Here is a 17,122-nt window from a genome sequence, read left to right as displayed (position 1 = left end):
GGCTACGCCTCCTTCTGAGTGTTCTGCGTGTTCTTGATCGAGATGACGAGCTCGCCAAAGTCACCGACCTCGAGCCTGTCGCCTTCGTGCAGCACGGTCGTCGCCGTGTGCTCCGTCACGACGGCCGGACCGTCGATCACGTCGCCCGCGCGAAGGTCCTCGCGCGCGACAAGCACGTACTCGGCCGTTGTATCGCCTTCGACAAACACGGTTCGCGAGCGGTTCGGGTAGCTCTCCCCGGACGCACGCCGAGCGGCCTTGGGAAGTTCCGGCTTGTCGACGATGCCGATGGCGTTGAGCCTCAGCGTGGTCGTCTCAATCGGATCGTCCATGGTGTGGCCATACTGGCGCAGATGCAGCCGGTCAAAGTCTTCCCGTATCTCCTCACGCGGGTCGCCAGATCCGGCCGGGTACGACACCGTCACCGAGTGCTCCTGCCCCGAATACCGCACGGCGACCACGCGATGGAACTCCATCCGCTCGTCCGAGAATCCTTCGGCGCGGAGCGTCTCGCGTGCTTCTTCCTCCATTCCGGCGAAGAGCGCATCGGCGGTTTCAGCGTCGAGATCCTCGAGCGCCTGCAGGCTCGTGCGCGAGTAGTTGTGCTGAACGTCGGCCATGAGCATGCCGAGGGCCGAGAAGGCTCCCTGCCCAGGAGGCACGATCACCTCGGGGATTCCCAGTTCTCGCGCAACGTCGACCGCAACGAGGCCGCCACCGCCGCCGAACGAGAGAAGCGCGAAGTCCTTTGGGTTGTGCCCGAGCTCGATCGTGATCGCGCGCACGGCGCCAACGATCTTGGTGTTCGAGATCTTCACCATGCCGCGAGCGAGTTCCGTGACGGACAGACCGAGTTCCTTGGCGATAGCGGCGAGGGACTGCAGTGACTTCTCTCGGTCGAGCGTGAGCTCGCCGCCGAGCGGAGTGTCGGTACCGAGGTAGCCAATTGCGAGCGCCGCGTCGGTGAAGGTCGGTTGAGTTCCTCCTCGCCCGTAAGCCGCAGGGCCCGGATCCGCGCCAGCGCTCTTCGGACCGACCTGCAGGGCCCCTGCACCGTCGAGGTACCCGAGCGAACCGCCGCCCGCGCCGATCGTGTGGATGTAGAGGGACGGCGTGTTGATCGGCAATCCCTCGAACTCGGCTCCGTGGTAGAGAACCGGAGAACCATTTTGCACGAGTGAGGCGTCAAGGCTCGTCCCGCCCATGTCGATGGTGATGAGGTTCGGTCGCCCCGTGAGCTTGGCAAATGCAGCTGCGCCGACGACGCCCCCTGCGGGGCCCGAGAGGATGAGATTCACCGGCTGCTCTCTGGCAGCAGAAGCAGTCATCGCACCGCCGCCGGAGCGCGACATGAGGAAGCGGCCGTCGAAACCACGGCGCTCAAGTTCACCCTCGAGCGCCATGAGGTAGCTGCGCATGATGGGCTTGATGTAGGCGTCGAGCACCGCCGTGCTGGTGCGTTCGTACTCGCGATACTCCCGAGAAAGCTCCTGAGACAGTGTGACCTCGACGCCGGGAGCCTCCTCCTCCAGGATCTCGCGCATGCGGACCTCGTGCGCGGGGTTCGCGTATGAGTGGAGGAAGGCGACCGCGACGGCGTCGTATCCGCGCTCTGCGATGGTACGCGCCACGGCGCGCGCGTCGTCTTCGTCAAACGGTGTCGCGACAGAGCCGTCGAACAGGCTTCGTTCCGTCACCTCGAACGTGTCGTACCGCTCGAGGAGCGCCGCCGGCTTCCGGTAGGTGATGTCGTACATGACGCGGCGGTCGGTACGTCCGAGCAGGTACACATCACGGAACCCACGAGTCGCAATCGTCGCGATCCGGGCGCCGGTTCGCGTGAGCAGCGAATTGAGGCCGAGCGTGCTGCCGTGGTTGAAGGTCTCGACGTCCGCTGGTTCAGCCTCGGCCTTGTCGAAGGCGGCGAGCACACCCGACGTTGGCTCGCTCGGGGTCGTGGGAACCTTTTCAAAGCGCAGCTCCCCCGTTCCCGGGACAAGCTTCACCACGTCGGTGAACGTGCCGCCGACGTCGATGGCGATGCGTACGTTTTCAGACATTTGGGGTGGTCCTTTCGTGGAGTGATGTGACGATTCCTGGCATGGCGGAGCCTGCCCTCCCTGAATTGAGACGACGGATCCTGAGCTGCTGAAGTGTTCTGGCGGTCCGAACTGCCGTCAGCGCTTCGTGCGACCTGCCGCAGCGAGGCCGACCGCAGCGAGGATGATGAAGCCCGTGACCATGTCTTTGAGTTGGGGGTTGAGGTTGAGGAGGTCGAATCCGTTGCCGATGAGAGCGATGAGGAAGACACCGGCGACGGAGCGCCAGACGGCGCCGACCCCGCCGTAGATGCTCGTGCCGCCAAGGATGACCGCGGCAATGGCGCTCAATTCCAGGCCGTCACCCGCGAGTGGCTGGCCCGACGCGATCCGGGAGACGCCAATCGCGGCGGCCGCCCCGGCCGCGAGCCCGCTGATCGCGAAGACGGTGATCTGGGTGCGCGTCACGTGAATTCCTGAGAGCTCCGCGGCCTCAGAGTTGCCGCCCACGGCGTACACGTGCCGACCGTAGATCGTGCGGGAGAGCACGAACCACAGGATCCCGACCACGATGATCATGACGAAAACTGCGATGAATATCCCGCCGACCCTGTTGCGACCGAGCGCTGTGAACCCTGGGGTCGTGACCGTGATGAGGCTGCCGCCGGTAATGAGCACGGCGATCGTCTTGAAGATCATTGAGGACGCGAGCGTCGCGAGGAACGAGTGGACCCGCAACCGGGTGATCACGAAGCCGTTGAAGAGCCCCAGCAGCAGGCCGATCACGGGCGCTGCGGCGAGCGCAATGAGGACGTTGCCAGTGCCCACAGCGATTGACGCCGACACAACGCCGCCGACACTGTAGATCGCGCCCGTCGACAGGTCAAAGTTGCCTGCGATGATGACGAAAGTTCCCGCTGCCGCGATAATAACGAGCGGCGCGTTCTGGTTCAGCACATTCACGATGTTGCCGAACGTGAAGAATGATGGCGACAGTATCGCGAGTGCGATGAGCACGGCGGCGAGCAGGATGAGCACCGCGTACTCGATCGCCCATTCCTTCGGACTCACCTTTTTCCGTGCGCGGACCTGAGTGGCCGTGGTGTTCATGGCCTCAGTCATGCGGCCGTCTCCTCTTCTGAATTCACGTTGAATAGGCTGTAGAGCACTTCCTCAACCGTTGTCTGGCGGGGATCAATCTCCCCAAAGGTGCGCCCTTCGGAGACCAGGTAGGCGCGGTGCGCGAGCTCCATGATCTCCTCATGCTCCGAGGAGATCAGCAACACGCCGATCCCGGACTCCGCGATGCGGGCGATGAGCTCGTAGATCGTCCGCTTCGCACCAACGTCGACGCCTCGCGTCGGCTCATCGAGGATGATCACACTCGGCGACGCCGCGAGCGCCTTGCCCAGCAGCGCCTTCTGCTGATTGCCGCCCGAGAACCAGCCCACGGGTAGTTCGATGTCTAGCGGCCGCATCTCGAGTGAGCTTGCGTTCTCGAGCGCTACGCGCTTCTCTTCGCTACGCCTGATCACTCCGGCGCTCGCCCGCGAATTGAGACTCGATAGAGCAATGTTCTCCCGCACGGAGCGCTCGAGAACGAGCCCGTCCTTGTGCCTGTCTTCGGACACGAGGACGAGTCCCGCGTCGATAGATTGCTTGGCGCTCTTGCCCGTCCAATCCCCTCCGCGATACTCGATCCGGCCAGACTCCACGCCGTCAACGCCGAAAACTGCGCGAAGACACTCAGTGCGGCCGCTGCCGACAAGCCCGAGCAGGCCCACAATCTCTCCAGGGCGAACATCGAAGGACATGTCTTCGACCCCGGTCCGGGTCTTGATCCCGGTCACGCTCAAGATCGGCGGCGTCGTCGGATCCGGCGCCTGGGTCCGCTCGGGATATGCCTGTTCGAGCTCGCGCCCGAGCATCGCCGTGACGAGGGCATGCTTCGAGACGCCCTCCGCCGCAAAGGTGTCAATTCGGCGCCCGTCTCGCATGACCGTGATGCGGTCTGCGACGCCGAGCACGGAGTCAAGGAAGTGCGACACGTAAATCACACAGCAGCCTCGATCACGGAGCTTCCGCATGAGCTCCTCGAGCTGACGCATCTCGTGCGCCGTGAGTGATGAGGTTGGTTCGTCCATCACGATCACTCGCGCATCGCGAGCGAGTGACCTCAGAATCTCAACCTTCTGCTGATCAGCAATTCGCAGCTCGGAGACCTTGGCTCGCGGGTCAAGCCCGAAGCCAATCGTCGAATCGAGCTCTACGAACCGGTCCTCGACTCCGCGCCGCTCGATCCCGAACCGGTGCCTCTCGGCGCCGAGGAACACATTCTGCGCGACGGTCAGGTCGGGGACGAGCGCGAGCTCCTGCGCGATCATCGCGATGCCACGCTTCTGCGCGCTCCCGGGGTTCCAGCGGTCGACCGCTGCACCGTCGACCAGAATCTCCCCTTCGTCAGCGGAGTAGATGCCGGCGATCACCTTGCCGAGCGTCGACTTGCCAGCGCCGTTCTCCCCGACGAAGGCGTGCACCTCCCCGGCCCGCACATCGAGCGACACCTCGTCGAGCGCCTGGGTCGCGCCAAAGCGCTTGCTCACGGCCCGCAGTTCGACGAGGATCTCGCCGGCCATCTGCTCCGACATGGTCTTAGCCGTTCCACTCGCCTGTGTAGTCAGGCGCAGCTTCGAGATCCGACTTCGTCACGATCGGGCCCAGGTCCACGATGGAGTCAGCGTCAACAACGGTCTTCACATCCTTGCCCTGCAGCGAGTTCACCGCCTGCTCGAGGGCGGCTTCGCCCATCGAGACCGGGAAGTTCAGAAAGTCGTTCGTCCATTTTCCATCGCGGACCGCTTGCACGGCCTCCTTGGTGCCGCCGCCGCCGGTGAGGAACACCGACGCGGGGTCGATCCCAGCGTTCTCGAGGGCAACCTGTGCGCCAAGCGTCTGCTGATCGGCGTTGCTGATGAGTCCGTTAATGTCCTTATTCGCCTGGAGCAGGTTGGTGACGGCCGTGAGGGACTTGTCGCGGTCGTAGGCGCCCTCGACGGTTCCGACGATCTTGATGTTGTCGTGCTTGTCGAGCACACTCTTCCATGCGTCAACACGCTCGACATCGAGGGGCGAATTCAGCAGACCAGCGACGAGGCCGATCTTGCACGGGTCGATGTCTTTGCAGTACTCGACCGCGGCCTCTGCCTGGAGCTTCGCGCCATGGGCCGGCGGCGAGGCCACTGTTGAGACGACACCTTCGACCTGCGGCTCCATGTTCGTAATATCGGGTCCGATCGGATTCAATACGCTGACGACCGGCAACGTGTTCGCCAATGGGAACGCCGCGCTCAGCGCTGGCCCGTCGTGTGGCACGACGATCACCCCATCTGCCTGCCCCGTGGTCCCTGCGTTCTGCAGCTGCGAAAGCTGGGTGTTGGCGTCGAACTGTCCGTCTTGGATTTTCGTTTCGATCGTGATTCCGAGTTCCTTCGAGAGTTCCTTGGCCTTCGTTTCAATGCCCTCATAGACGGCCTGGTTGTAGCCGTTCTGGGAGGAGGCCGCCAGGAAAACGATCGAATAGCTGTCCTTGCCGGCCGATCCGCCCGTGTCGGTGCCCGAGCTGCAGGCGGCGAGCGTGACGCCGAGGGCGAGGACTCCCGTACCGGCGAGAACCCGTGAGATTCGCTTCATTGCGTTCTTCTTTCTGTGGTGTTCGGTGGTGCGTTCGTGGGTAGATTCCCCGTGATCAGGAGGCGGACGCCTCGTGATCCACGCGGAAGAGCTTGCCGACGCCGATCTCGGCGTGCGAAAGGAGGGGCCTCAGTTTGGGAGCCGCACGCTCACGCTTCGGGTGGTCGAGCCACTCCTGGTACGCGGCCTCGTCTGGCCAGAGTGCGGTCACCATGATCTCGCCGGAGCCGTCAGTCGCGACCGAAATTTCCGACGCCACTCCGCGAGTGAGTTCGAGTGATTCTTCGAGAATGCCCTCGACGCGATAGAGCGCAAGGATCTGTTCGGCTCGCGCTGGATCGGTCTTGAGGGTCAGAATGCTTCGGATCATTTCATTCCCCTTCGGATGGTGCGACCTTCATTGGCTCGCACTTCAGCTTCGTTGCGTTGCGGAAGAAGGTACCCCGGACACGATTGCTCGACTTATGCACTCTGCACAATTAGGCTGCGGCTTAGAATGCAATTATGCGAATCGGTGTCAGCGTTCAGCGCGAGAGACTCACAGGCACAGCGGTGTCCGAGAGCGGATGCCTGATCACCAGTGCAGCGCTGCCGCTCCCAAACCTCAGCGAAGCCGTCGTTGAGAAATCGCTCAAGGAGCTCTTGCGCGAGCTGGTGTCACGCGCAAAGCATGACCACCCTGGAGCCAGCGGAGCCTGCACCGCCGAGCCGCCTGTCGATTCCATGACATTCGATCTCTCCGACGCGCTCTCCACCCTTCCTGCAGATTCCCCCTCAATCGCCGTGCGCGTTGCCCCGCGCCCGCCGATCGACGAGATCCATGAGTTGAGGGTGCGGCACGTCGCACCTCCCGCAATCAATTACGTTGCGGGCGGCTGCACGACGCTTGGCGAGGTGCTCGTGCCTCTGAACGAGGCCGCCGTGCGTAAAATAGCGCGCACTTCGCCGCCTGCCGCCCGGTTCGTTGTGACCGCCGTAGGAGCAGTAGTGAATCCCGCGCAGGAGCTCCGGGTTGGCGAGCTCCTCCTCGCGTACACCTCACCCTCGAGCATCGACTACTCGCATCACTTCCCGAATAGTTCGTTCGCGGTACGAGAGCGGACAGCGCTCCTCAACTGCCAACTCATCCCACCGACAGAACGTCTTGTCACCGCACTCACACTCGGCGCCGAGCAGTTCGCCCCGACGGCGAGGCTCACCGCCACCACGAATTCGGGCGGATCCGTTCCGCTGCATCGGGTCACTCTCGAACCAGTGCACTCGCTACTCTCGGGGCCCCCAGCAGAGTTCATTGGGGCCGCGAGCGTCCTCGGGGTGACGGACGGACACATTGCGGTGCACGGGCCACGAGGGATAGAGTTCGCTGAAATCGTAAGCGGGGTCCCAACTGCGATTCCGCAGTTCCGCGGCCCAGAGGGGTTCATTCTCGCGACCCAGGCGGCCGACATCAAGCCGCTCACCGAGGGGCTCCACGCCGAGTTTGCGGTGACCCCGAAACTGCTCGAGGCCCAGGATCGGGCTGGGGCGTCCATCCCCGGCTTTGATGCCTCAATCGAAACCGACATCGACCTCCGCTCACTCGGTGCAGCCCTCTCCCCGCTCTCGGCCTGGGACATCGCCGTCGTACAGATTGGCAGCGCCGAGGAAATGCAGCGCGCACTCGATGCCGCCCGCGCCCGGGCAGGGGCCCGGCTCGTCTCATACGGAGCATTGGCGTCGAGCGTTCGAATACTCGAGGCAAGGCTCGCGACAACGGCATACGAACACCCCCGCGTGGTCTCGGTTCGAGCTCGCGGGATCGCGGTACAGCGCGCCGCGAACTATTTTTCCGCCGGCGAAGGGGAGCTCCGTCGGCCCGATTCACCCACGGGAGGTGGCGAGAGTGCGCCTTGACCAGGAAGACGTCGGTCATCTCCGCACAGGAGCGATGTTCCTTGCCTGCGCAGCGGATCCCGGCTGGTGCAGCGACCAGGCCGAACGTGTGCAGGCACACATCGAAACATTCAGGATCGAGCCAGAGATTCGGCAGGTCGAGGACTTCGCCCCAGAAGACCTCATCGTCGCGCTGGGTTTTGTGAACAATGGGCTCCCGCTCTCTGATCTGCGCCCCGTGGGAGACGAGTTCGCGAAGAGCCTGGCGCTTGTTGAGAACGCGCTGGGACGCCGCGCCGCGGGGGTCATGCCGCTCGCGGCGGCGAACGTGAACGCAATCGCCCCCGTCTTGAGCGCCCTCCAGCTCGGACTGCCCGTCGTCGATGCCGATCCCATGGGTCGCGTCTTCCCCCTGCTGTACCAATCCGTGCTGACGCTCGCCGGCTGCTCGGCCGGCCCCGTTGGCACGACGGGAGCAATCGGCGAGTCGGCGCTCATCGAGGTCGAGTCGCCACGACGTGCCGAGCGCCTCGTGCGCGCACTCGCCGGAGAGTTCGGCGGCTGGTCAGCGAACGCCCTCTACCCAGTGTCGGCCCGGCAACTCGCTGAGCACGGCGTACTCAGAAGTGTGTCCCGCATGGTGCGGATCGGGCGACTCCTGGAGTCATCGCGCTCCGTCGCAGCGAAGCACGCCGCGCTCAGGACGAGCGAGGGTGTCCGCAGGATTATCCGCGCCAGGGTGAGCGATGTCGCGGGACTCTCACGACCCGCACCCCCCGGCCAGCCGGACAACCCTTCGAGCGTGGTCTTCATCGAGCAAGCCCACGAGAGGCTCGTGCAACTCGAGATCCAGAACGAACTACTCATGCTCATGGTGGACGGTGTTGTTGAGGCAGTTGTGCCCGACATCATCACTCTTCTGCGCCCGGAGGATGGGAGCGTCGCGAGTCTCGAAGACCTGTGGGTCGGCAACACGCTCGACATCGTCGTGCTCCCAGCGGCGCAGCAGTGGTACACGCCCGAGGGGATGGCGCTCGTAGGGCCAGCTGCACTGAATATCTGGGTCAGGGGAAGGGCGATCCGATGACGAAGAGGAACAGACCGGGCGGGGCGCCCGGCATCCTGCGCGATCTGCTCGAGGCCCCCGAACTGCAGCGCCTCGAGCATCTGCACCTTGCGTCGCTTGCGGCGCCCGTGCAGGAGGCCGCACTCATCTCGGACATCGAGGAGATCAGCGCGGTTCGCCCAGACACACTCATGATTCTCGGTCCGAGCGTCGCGCGAGGCGGCTGGATGATCTCCGCCGCGCTACGCTACGCGTGGGAACGGCGCGCGTGCGGGCTGATCGCGCCGAGCGGGAGCTTCTCTGACACCGTGGTCGAGCTCGCGCGCCGACTCGGGATTTCCTTCTTCGCCCACACCGGGGAGATGACCGACCTCGCGCTCGACGTTGCGGTCCAGATCGGTGTGGCCCGGGCAGGGTCGCTTGGGCGGCTGCGTGCGTTCGCGTCGCGACTGGCTGCCTCGACCGACATCGGGTCGGCGCTCATGGACATATCCCACGAACTCTCGGGCGCAGACGTCAGCCTTGAAACCGGGGGGCCTCTGCTGGTCAAGTCTTCAGGAACGAATAGCGAAACCCTGGCACCCTCGCTTGATCGACGTGGGACCAGTCCAGAACACACCGAGTTGGTTTCCGTGCGCGTGGCTCCCGGGGCGAGCGACGAGTTGCGCGTACGCGTGACGGACTCATACGTCGGCTATGCCAGGCAGGTCCTGGAGACTGCCGCGCCGGCGATCCGCGCGCTCCTTGCCGATGCCAGACTCGGGGCGATTCGCGCGTCGCTCCCACTGCTCTCCGTCGTGTCGCTCGGCACTGATGCTGTTGGCCCAGCACTGAGCGCCCCTGTTCCGGACATGCGAGAACTCTCCCTCGGTTGGCCAATTACCGGTGGTTTCGCGGCTGTCTGTCTGCTGGCGCAAGACCGTGAACGGGTTGCCGGAGCCGTGCATCAGGCTTGGGGCGAGTACTTCACCGATGTTCCATTGCTGCCGTTCGACGCCGGATGGTTTGCATTTGCACCGGCCCAAGACGACGAGGCAATGGGGCGGTTGATTGAACGTGTCCGTGAACGGAGCATCAGCCTTCGTCCGCATGCATTCACCATCGGGCTTTCGACGCGGAGGAGCGATCCGGCACACGCGGCGGCGAGCGCACAGGAAGCCTGGGTCGCCGCTCGGCTCGGAAGTCCCGGTGCGGCGCCGGAGGAGTCGGTCGTCGCCTTTGATCGCCTCACGACTCGGCTCCCGGCGAGACTCATGTCGCCGCAACTCGCCCGCACGATTGCCGGGCGGCTGTTCCCCGACTTCGTCGCCGATCCGAGCGCCAGAGATCTCGCTCAGGCTGCGCTTGCGTACCTTGAACACCGCGGCTCCGCCGTGCGGGCCGCGGCATGTATCGGGATCCATCGCAACACGCTGCAGTCCAGGCTGCGCCGCGCCGAGCAGCTCGGGATCCCACTCTCGGCACCAGAAGCAACCTTGTCGACGCATCTCGTTCTCGCGGGTTTCTTGCGGCCTGATGCCAGTTCCGATCCAGCAGTAACCGAAATATCTGGGTAACGCCCTGGACCCCTATTGCGCCCGCGCAAACTCATGCTAGTCTGTGCAATGTCACACGGTAGCTGATGCACGCGGTGACTCCCGAACCCGCATTGGAAGGATCTCAATGACCGACAAGAAGCCCTGGCACGGTGTCATCGTCGCCACCGCGCTCCCATTCAAAGACGACCTCTCCGTCGACTACGACGCCTTCGGCGAGCACGTCGCCTGGCTCGCGGAGAACGGGTGCGACGGCGTGGCCCCGAACGGCTCCCTCGGCGAGTACCAGAACCTGAGCGACATCGAGCGCGCGCAGGTCATCAAGACCGCCGTCGACGCCTCGCCCGAGGGCTTCACCGTGATGGCGGGCTGCGGCGCGTACGGTGCGCTCCAGTCGGCGCACTGGGCTGAGCAGGCCGCCGAGGCCGGCGCGCAGTGCGTCATGCTGCTGCCCCCGAACAGCTACCGCGCGAACCACGAGCAGGTGAAGGATCACTACGCCACCGTCGGCAAGGTGGGCCTCCCCATCGTCGGCTACAACAACCCGATCGACACGAAGGTCGACCTCGTCCCGGAGCTCATCGCCGAGATCCACGCGGCGGGCAACATGGTCGGCGTCAAGGAGTTTTCGGGCGACCCCCGCCGCATTTACGAGATCAAGGAGCTCGCGCCCTCGATCGACATCCTGATCGGCACCGACGACACCGTGCTCGAGGTCGGCCTCGCCGGCGCCGTCGGCTGGGTCTCGGGCTACCCGAACGCGATCCCGCAGGCCTGCATCGAGCTCTTCAACCTCTGCACCTCCGGCAACGTCCAGGACCTCGTGCGCGGCCAGGAGATCTACCGCGACCTCCACTCGCTGCTGCGCTGGGACTCGAAGACCGAGTTCGTGCAGGCGATCAAGCTGTCGATGGACGTGCTCGGGCTGAAGGGCGGCGCGTGCCGCCCGCCTCGCCTCCCGCTCTCGCAGGAGGTCTCGGACCGCATCATTGCCGACACCCAGGCGGCGGCAGCAAAGGGCTACGACAAGTAGGCACCACCAAGGAACACCCGGAGGGCGGTTGTTAGCGATTTCGGTTTGAATAACGCCGTATTCGAACCGAAATCGCTAACAACCGCTTCGGGGAACGATGGAGTTAGGGGAAACATGCGCACATCGCGCGTCTACCACGCGGTCGACTCTCACACCGAGGGGATGCCGACGCGCGTGATCGTGGGAGGGGCCGGCGTCTTCCCCGGCGCCACGATGGCCGAGCGCCGCACCTGGTTCATGGAGCACAACGACGAGCTCCGCCAGCTGCTCATGTTCGAGCCGCGCGGCCACGCCTCCATGAGCGGCGCGATCCTGCAGCCGCCCACGCGGCCCGACGCCGACTGGGGCGTGCTTTACATCGAGGTCTCCGGATGCCTGCCGATGTGCGGCCACGGCACGATCGGCGTCGCGACCGTGCTCGTCGAGACCGGCATGGTCGAGGTGCAGGAGCCTGTCACCACGATCCGCCTCGACACGCCGGCCGGCCTCGTGATCGCCGAGGTGCTCGTCGCCGACGGGCACGCGGAGCAGGTCACCATCACGAACGTCCCCTCGTTCTCCGAGCGGATCGGCGCCTCCGTGGAGGTGCCGGGACTCGGCACGGTCGACTACGACCTCGCGTTCGGCGGCAACTTCTACGCCGTCGTCGAGCTCGAGAAGCTCGGGCTCGAGTTCCGCGAGGACCGCTCGAACCAGGGCGAGCTCCTGCAGGCCGGGCTCGACATCATGGCCGCGATCAACGCGGCCGACGAGCCCGTGCACCCCGAGCGCGCGGATATCCGCGGCTGCCACCACGTCTATCTGCAGGCGCCCGGATCCACGGCCGAGCGCTCCCGCCACGCGATGGCGATCCACCCGGGTTGGTTCGACCGCTCCCCCTGCGGCACCGGCACGAGCGCCCGCATGGCGCAGCTGCACGCGCGTGGCGAACTCCCGCTCAACCAGGACTTCATCAACGAGTCGTACATCGGCTCGCGCTTCATCGGCCGTCTCATCGAGGAGACCGAGGTGGCGGGCAAGCCCGCGGTGATCCCCACGATCACGGGCCGCGCCTGGGTCACGGGAACGGCCCAGTATTTCCTCGACCCGTCAGATCCGTTCCAGAAGGGCTTCCTGCTATGACCGAGATTCCGTACTTCGACGCCGACGAGGTGCGCGCCACGCTCACCTTCGAGCGCGCGATCGCCGCGCTCGAGGCCGGCCTCGCCGCAGGCGTGGATCCCGAGAACGACGGCCCCCGCCTCTTCAGCCCGGCCCCCGACGGAGAGTTCCTGCTCATGCCAGCACAGGGCCCGGAGTACAGCGGCCTGAAGGCGCTCACGGTCGCCCCGAACAACCCGGCGCGCGGTCTCGCGAAGATCCAGGGCCTCTACGTGCTCTACTCCTCCGACACGCTCGCGCCCGTCGCGGTCATGGAGGGCTCGAGCCTCACCGCGATCCGCACGCCCGCGGTCACGCTCACCGGGATCCGGCACCTCGCTCGCGCGGCCGGCCCGGGCCAGGAGGTGCCGGCGGCTCCGAGCATCCTCATCTTCGGCGCCGGGATCCAGGCCGCAGGCCACATCAGGGCCACGCTCGTCGACTTCCCCGACGCGCGGTTCGGGATCGTCGGCCGCACGCAGTCGAAGGTCGACGGCCTCATCGCCGAGTTCCCCGAGCTCGGGATCCGCGACCGCGGCGGCGACCGCGACGACGCCGTGCGCGAGGCCGACATCATCATCTGCGTCACGACCTCCAGCACTCCGCTCTTCGACGGCGAGCTCGTCAAGGACAGCGCGATCGTGGCGGCCGTCGGCACCCACGGGCTCGACCTCCGCGAGCTCGACGAGGCCCTCGTTGCGCGCTCGGACATCGCGGTAGAGGGCCGCGCCTCCGCCCGCCGCGAGAACGGCAATCTCGCCGGAGTGCTCACCGAGGAGGACTGGGAGTCGGGTAGCCGGCCGGTGAACCTGCGCGAACTGGTCACCGCAGGGATGACACGCGGACAGGATCGCCCCGCACTGTTCACCGGGGTGGGCATGTCGTGGGAAGATTTGCTCTGTGCGGCTGTGGTCTTCGCTGAGGGTCGGCGAAGCACCGGTCGCTGAGGAGCCGACATGTCATCGACTTTCCCCGCCCGCCCCGAGCCCGACGCTCAGCTCACGCCGCTCACGCGTCCGCTCAACCTGCGCGAAACCGTGCTCGAGCAGCTCCGCACGGCGATCGTGACGGGCAGGTTGCAGGAGGGCGAGGTCGTCTCGGCCCCCGTGCTCGGCCAGGCGCTCGGCGTCTCGGCGACCCCCGTGCGCGAGGCGATGATGGATCTTTCGCGCGAGGGGCTCGTGGAGACCATCAAGAACAAGGGCTTCCGGATCACAAGCATGAGCGACAAGGATCTCGACGATCTCGCCCAGATCAGGCTGCTGCTCGAACCGCCGGCCATGCGCCTCGTCGCGGGCAACATCCCCGAGAGTGCCGTCGCAGAGCTCACGCGGCTCGCGGACGCCTGCCTGCGCGCCGCCGAGCGCGAGGACCTCGAGGAGTACCTCCGCGACGACCGTGATTTCCACGCCCTGCTCCTCTCGTTCACCGACAACCCGCAGCTCGTCGACCTCGCGACCTCGCTTCGCGCGCGCACGCGCCTTTACGGCATCGCGCTGCTCGCCAGGAAGGGTCGCCTCGCCGACACCGCGCGCGAGCACCAGACCCTGATTGAGCTTCTCGTGAACGGCGAGAGCGAGGCCGCCGAGCAGCTGCTGGCGCAGCACATCTCCCACGCACGTACCGTCTGGGCGACGGGCGCGAGCCCGTCGGATCCGGACCCCGACTCAGATCGTCCATTGGAAGAATGACACGCACCTCCGACATCATCGTCATCGGCGCCGGCATCATCGGCGCGGCCACCGCCTATTTCGCGGCCCGAGCCGGGTTTTCGGTCACGGTCATCGAGCGCGATCTGCCCGCAGGCGGCACGAGCTCGCGGTGCGAGGGCAACATCCTGGTGTCGGACAAGGAGCTCGGACCCGAGCTCGAACTCACCCGCTTCTCCCTCGACCTCTGGGGCGGCGAGCTCGCCGAGCACGGCCACCTGTGGGAGTTCGAGCGCAAGGGCGGGATCATCGTCGCCTCGCGGGAGTCGAGCCTCGCCTCCCTCGAGCGCTTCTCCGCCTCGCAGCGGCAGTTCGGGATCCGCACCGAGCGCCTCGACGCCGACGCCCTGCGCGGCCACGAGCCGCACATCACGGACCGCGCGCTCGGCGCCGCCTACTACCCGGAGGACAGCCAGGTGCAGCCCGTGCTCGCGGCCTCGCACCTGCTCTGCCTCGCCCGCGAGGCCGGGGCCGAGCTCGTCGTGCGGGCCCCCGTCACCGGCTTCCTGCGCGCGGGCGACCGGGTGACGGGCGTGCGCACGCCGAGGGGCGACTTCAGCGCCGCGCACATCGTGAACGCGACGGGCACCTGGGCCGGTGCGATCGGTGAGCTCGCGGGCGCGCCGGTGCCGGTGCTCCCCCGCCGCGGCTTCGTCATGGTGACCGAGCGGCTGCGCCCCATGGTGCACCACAAGGTATACGCGGCGGAGTACGTCGACAACGTCGGCAGCTCCGACGCCGGGCTCCAGGCCTCCCCTGTCGTCGAGGGCACGCCGGCCGGCACGATCCTCATCGGCTCGAGCCGCGAGCGGGTCGGCTTCGACTCCACCGTGAGCGTCGACGCGCTGCGCACCATCGCACGGAACGCGGTCGCGCTCTTCCCCTTCCTCGAGCGAACGCGGATCCTGCGCCACTACCACGGCTTCCGGCCGTACTGCCCGGATCACCTGCCCGTGATCGGCCCGGATCCCCGCGCGCCCGGGCTCTGGCACGCGGCCGGCCACGAGGGCGCCGGGATCGGCCTCGCCGCCGGCACGGGCAAGCTCATCGCGCAGGCGCTCGCTGGCGAGGAGCCCGGGGTGCCGCTCGCGCCGTTCCGGCCCGAGCGATTCGCGGAGGGGCAGGGGCGCGGGCACGGGCATGCCGAGGCCGATCCGGAAGCACCGCATTCGACGACGAATTCAGCGAGGGAGAGCGCATGAGCGCGGCAGGAGACTACCGGCCGACCGGGAGGCGGGTCCGGGCGAGCTTCGAGGGCGAGCCGATCGAGGCCGAGGCCGGCGCGAGCGTCGCGGCGGCCCTCATCGCCTCCGGATCGAGCGCCTGGCGCACGACCCGCATGGGCGCGCAGCGCGGCCTCTTCTGCGGCATCGGCGTGTGCTACGACTGCATCGTCGAGATCGACGGCGAATCGGGGCAGCGCGCCTGCATGATCCCGCTCCGCGATGACATGTGCATCCGCGACGGAATGCGCATCCGCGACGCTGGGACCGCCGAGTGAGCGCGGGATCGCCGGGGGCCGCGAGGCCCACCGGCCGCGCCGAGGTGTGGGACGTCGCCATCGTCGGAGCAGGCCCGGCCGGCCTCGCCGCGGCTGCCGCCGCGCTCGCCGAGGGCGCGCGCGTGGCCGTGATCGACTCGGCGGAGCAGCCGGGCGGGCAGTTCTGGCGGCACCGCTCCGAGGCGGCCGCGCAGGAGACGGGCGTGCCGGACGACGGCGCCCTCCACCACGGCTGGTCCGAGTACCTCTCGCTGCGCGCCGCGTTCGACCTCGGCATCGCGACGGAGCGGCTCGACTACTTCCCCACGACCTCGGTCTGGATGGCGCGGGCCGACTCCCCCGGCTTCACGCTCTTCGTCGCGCCCGCGCACGGCGGCGTTGGCGGCGGGTCCGGCGGTCTCGGCGGCCCCGCCCGCGGCGCCGTGCGCGCCAGGAGGCTCGTGCTCGCGACGGGCGGCTACGACCGCCAGATCCCGATCCCGGGCTGGGATCTCCCCGGCGTCATGGCGGCCGGCGGGATCCAGGGCTTTGTGAAGCAGAACGGCATGCTGCCGGGCAGGCGCTTCGTGATCGGCGGCACGGGGCCGTTCCTGCTCCCGGTCGCGGCGAACATCGTGCAGTCGGGCGGCGAGGTCGCCGCCGTCTGCGAGTCGGCCTCGCTCGCGGGCTGGATCCCGCGCGCGCACCGGGCGGCCGGCGTTCCCGCGAAGGCGCTCGAGGGCGCCGGCTACGCCTGGACGTTCCTGCGCGCGCGGATCCCCTACCGCGTGCGCACCGTCGTCACCGAGATCCTGGGCGACGGGCGCGTCGAGGCCGTGCGCACGGCGCGCGTCGCCGCGGACGGCTCGGTCGTCGCCGGCAGCTCGCGCCTCATCGAGGGCGTCGACGGCGTCGGCCTCGGCTGGGGCTTCACGCCGCAGCTCGAGCTCCCGCTGCAGCTCGGCGCCGCGACGGCGCAGGACGTCGACGGCTCGCTCATCGCCGTCGTCGACGAGGCGCAGCGCTCCTCCGTGCCCGGGCTCCTGCTCGCGGGCGAGATCACGGGCGTCGGCGGCTCGGTGCTCGCGGTGCTCGAGGGCCGGATCGCCGGGCGGCAGGCCGCCAGGGAGGCGCTCGGGGCGGCACCCACCGCAATCCCGCGGGCGGAGCTCCGCGCGGTGCGCAGGCAGCGCTCCTTCGCGGAGGCGATGCACCTGGCGCATCCCGTGCCTGCAGGCTGGGCCGACCGCGTCACCGACGAGACGATCGCGTGCCGCTGCGAGGAGGTGCGGGTCGGCGAGATCCGGCGCACCCGCGACGACATGGCCGGCGATGACGCGCGCACCCAGAAGGGCGTGACGCGCGCCGGTATGGGCTGGTGCCAGGGCCGGGTCTGCGGGTACGCGGTGTCGTGCCTCGCGGATGCGGGATCCGGATCCGGCGCCCCGGCCGCTGAGTCGCTCGCCCAGGCCTCGAAGCGCCCGGTGGCTCAGCCCGTCCCCCTCTCGGCCCTCCTGGGCCTGGAGGACTAGCCCCCCCCCTGCACCGCCCAAAGAGT

General features: G+C 67.3%; 15 protein-coding genes. 10 read left to right on the top strand and 5 right to left on the bottom strand.

Annotation, left to right across the window (positions count from 1 at the left end):
• Positions 1–2 precede the first annotated feature (2 nt).
• From ACOPJ3_RS06235 to ACOPJ3_RS06215, 5 genes are all read right to left on the bottom strand, one after another.
• The gene (locus tag ACOPJ3_RS06235; RefSeq protein ID WP_427870968.1) at positions 3–2,060 is read right to left on the bottom strand and encodes a hydantoinase/oxoprolinase family protein; all 2,058 of its coding nucleotides are present in this window, start codon (positions 2,058–2,060) and stop codon (positions 3–5) included.
• Positions 2,061–2,177: 117 nt separating this feature from the next.
• Positions 2,178–3,161 carry an ABC transporter permease gene (locus ACOPJ3_RS06230; RefSeq protein WP_427870967.1) on the bottom strand — a complete coding sequence of 328 codons (984 nt, stop codon included), beginning with the start codon at positions 3,159–3,161 and terminating at the stop codon, positions 2,178–2,180.
• Entirely contained in the window at positions 3,158–4,687 is a 1,530-nt protein-coding gene (locus ACOPJ3_RS06225; protein ID WP_427870966.1) for a sugar ABC transporter ATP-binding protein, read from the bottom strand. Before ACOPJ3_RS06225 ends, ACOPJ3_RS06230 begins: the two co-directional genes overlap by 4 nt.
• 4 nt (positions 4,688–4,691) lie before the next feature.
• A complete protein-coding gene (locus ACOPJ3_RS06220) occupies positions 4,692–5,729 on the bottom strand; it encodes a sugar ABC transporter substrate-binding protein (protein ID WP_427870965.1) in 1,038 nt (345 codons plus the stop codon).
• Positions 5,730–5,784: 55 nt separating this feature from the next.
• Positions 5,785–6,099, bottom strand: coding sequence for an antibiotic biosynthesis monooxygenase (locus tag ACOPJ3_RS06215; protein WP_427870964.1), 315 nt, complete (start codon positions 6,097–6,099; stop codon positions 5,785–5,787).
• Positions 6,100–6,233: 134 nt separating this feature from the next.
• Here ACOPJ3_RS06215 and ACOPJ3_RS06210 point away from each other — a divergent pair, with 134 nt between their 5' ends.
• From ACOPJ3_RS06210 to ACOPJ3_RS06165, 10 genes are all read left to right on the top strand, one after another.
• Positions 6,234–7,622, top strand: coding sequence for a hypothetical protein (locus tag ACOPJ3_RS06210; protein ID WP_427870963.1), 1,389 nt, complete (start codon positions 6,234–6,236; stop codon positions 7,620–7,622).
• Entirely contained in the window at positions 7,603–8,688 is a 1,086-nt protein-coding gene (locus tag ACOPJ3_RS06205) for a DUF917 domain-containing protein (protein ID WP_427870962.1), read from the top strand. Before ACOPJ3_RS06210 ends, ACOPJ3_RS06205 begins: the two co-directional genes overlap by 20 nt.
• On the top strand, positions 8,685–10,223 hold the full coding sequence (locus ACOPJ3_RS06200) for a helix-turn-helix domain-containing protein (protein WP_427870961.1): 1,539 nt from the start codon (positions 8,685–8,687) through the stop codon (positions 10,221–10,223). Before ACOPJ3_RS06205 ends, ACOPJ3_RS06200 begins: the two co-directional genes overlap by 4 nt.
• Before the next feature lie 106 nt (positions 10,224–10,329).
• A complete protein-coding gene (locus tag ACOPJ3_RS06195; protein ID WP_427870960.1) occupies positions 10,330–11,235 on the top strand; it encodes a dihydrodipicolinate synthase family protein in 906 nt (301 codons plus the stop codon).
• Positions 11,236–11,349: 114 nt separating this feature from the next.
• Positions 11,350–12,357: a proline racemase family protein gene (locus ACOPJ3_RS06190; RefSeq protein ID WP_427870959.1), complete on the top strand. Its 1,008-nt coding sequence runs from the start codon at positions 11,350–11,352 to the stop codon at positions 12,355–12,357.
• Positions 12,354–13,322, top strand: coding sequence for an ornithine cyclodeaminase family protein (locus tag ACOPJ3_RS06185; RefSeq protein ID WP_427870958.1), 969 nt, complete (start codon positions 12,354–12,356; stop codon positions 13,320–13,322). The genes ACOPJ3_RS06190 and ACOPJ3_RS06185 overlap by 4 nt, the downstream gene beginning before the upstream one ends.
• A gap of 9 nt (positions 13,323–13,331) precedes the next feature.
• Entirely contained in the window at positions 13,332–14,066 is a 735-nt protein-coding gene (locus tag ACOPJ3_RS06180; RefSeq protein WP_427870957.1) for a GntR family transcriptional regulator, read from the top strand.
• The gene (locus ACOPJ3_RS06175; protein WP_427870956.1) at positions 14,063–15,286 is read left to right on the top strand and encodes an NAD(P)/FAD-dependent oxidoreductase; all 1,224 of its coding nucleotides are present in this window, start codon (positions 14,063–14,065) and stop codon (positions 15,284–15,286) included. Before ACOPJ3_RS06180 ends, ACOPJ3_RS06175 begins: the two co-directional genes overlap by 4 nt.
• Positions 15,283–15,585 carry a 2Fe-2S iron-sulfur cluster-binding protein gene (locus tag ACOPJ3_RS06170; protein WP_427870955.1) on the top strand — a complete coding sequence of 101 codons (303 nt, stop codon included), beginning with the start codon at positions 15,283–15,285 and terminating at the stop codon, positions 15,583–15,585. Before ACOPJ3_RS06175 ends, ACOPJ3_RS06170 begins: the two co-directional genes overlap by 4 nt.
• Positions 15,582–17,096 carry an FAD-dependent oxidoreductase gene (locus ACOPJ3_RS06165; protein ID WP_427870954.1) on the top strand — a complete coding sequence of 505 codons (1,515 nt, stop codon included), beginning with the start codon at positions 15,582–15,584 and terminating at the stop codon, positions 17,094–17,096. The genes ACOPJ3_RS06170 and ACOPJ3_RS06165 overlap by 4 nt, the downstream gene beginning before the upstream one ends.
• Positions 17,097–17,122 lie beyond the last annotated feature (26 nt).

It is taken from the genome of Leucobacter luti (assembly GCF_050310065.1).
Taxonomy (GTDB): domain Bacteria; phylum Actinomycetota; class Actinomycetes; order Actinomycetales; family Microbacteriaceae; genus Leucobacter; species Leucobacter luti_B.
This window is presented reverse-complemented; position numbering and strand designations above follow the sequence as displayed.